A 1441-nucleotide genomic window follows, 5' to 3' on the forward strand; every position below is an offset into this window, starting at 1 on the left:
TCGACGCGGCCGAGCAGCCAGATCGCGCCGTCGTCGTCGTACTTCGCGCCGTCACCGGCGAAGTAGTAGCCCTGCTTCGCAAACCGCGACCAGTAGGTGTCCTTGAAACGCTCCTCGTCGCCCCAGATGCCGCGCAGCATCGACGGCCACGGCTTGTCGAGCACCAGGTAGCCACCGTTGCCGTGGCCGACCGGGTTGCCCTCCTCGTCGACGATCTCCGCGCTGATTCCCGGCAGCGGCCGCATCGCCGAGCCCGGCTTCGTCGCCGTCACACCCGGCAGCGGGGCAATCATGATCGCGCCCGTCTCGGTCTGCCACCACGTGTCGACGATCGGGGTCGCGTTGGCGCCGACGTGCTCCCGGTACCACATCCACGCCTCGGGGTTGATCGGCTCACCGACGCTGCCCAGGACCTTGAGCGAGGAGAGGTCGAACTTCGCCGGGATCTCCGTGCCCCACTTCATGAACGTGCGGATCAGGGTGGGCGCGGTGTAGTAGATCGTGACGCCGTACTTCTGGATGATCTCCCAGTGGCGGCCCTCGTGCGGGGTGTTGGGCGTGCCCTCGTACATCACCGACGTCGCCCGGTTGGCCAGCGGCCCGTACACGATGTAGCTGTGCCCGGTCACCCAGCCGATGTCGGCGGTGCACCAGTAGACGCTCTCGCCGGGCTTGTGGTCGAACACCGCGTGATGGGTGTAGGCCGCCTGGGTGAGGTAACCGCCGGACGTGTGCAGGATGCCCTTCGGCTTCCCCGTCGTCCCCGACGTGTACAGGATGTAGAGCGGGTGCTCGGAGTCGAACGACTCGTACTCGTGGGTGGCGGCCTGCCGCTCGACGATCTCGTGCCACCACACGTCGCGGCCGTCGGTCCACGGCACGTCGGTCTCGGTGCGCTTCACGACGAGCACGTGCTCGATCGTCGGGGTGTCCGCGACCGCCTGGTCGGTGTTCTCCTTCATCGGCGCCGGCTTGCCGCGGCGGTACTGCCCGTCGGAGGTGATGAGCAGCTTGCACTCGGCGTCCTCGATGCGGGACTTCAATGCGGACGGGGAGAACCCGCCGAACACGACGCTGTGGAGCGCGCCGAGCCGCGCGCAGGCCAGCATCGCGACCGCGGCCTCGGGAATCATCGGCAGCTGGATCGCGACCCGGTCGCCCTTGCCCACGCCCAGCTCCGTCAACGCGTTCGCCGCCCGGCACACCTCGCGCTGCAGGTCGGCGTAGGTGATCGTGCGGGTGTCGCCCGGCTCACCCTCCCAGTGGAACGCCACCTGCTCACCGTGCCCGTCCTCGACGTGGCGGTCCACGCAGTTGTAGGCGACGTTCAGCTCGCCACCCACGAACCACTTCGCGAACGGCGCGTTCCAGTCGAGGATCGTGTCCCACTTCTTCGACCACGACAGCCGGTCGGCCTGCTCGGCCCAGAACGCCTCGCGGT

1 protein-coding gene is annotated in these 1441 nt (G+C 68.4%); it reads right to left on the reverse strand.

Annotated features, from left to right (window positions below):
- Positions 1–1441 (reverse strand): acetate--CoA ligase (gene acs, locus PSU4_RS30860; protein ID WP_147116205.1); only part of this gene is annotated, 1441 nt, incomplete at both ends.

Origin of the sequence: Pseudonocardia sulfidoxydans NBRC 16205, assembly GCF_007989085.1 — a bacterium.
Classification (GTDB): domain Bacteria; phylum Actinomycetota; class Actinomycetes; order Mycobacteriales; family Pseudonocardiaceae; genus Pseudonocardia; species Pseudonocardia sulfidoxydans.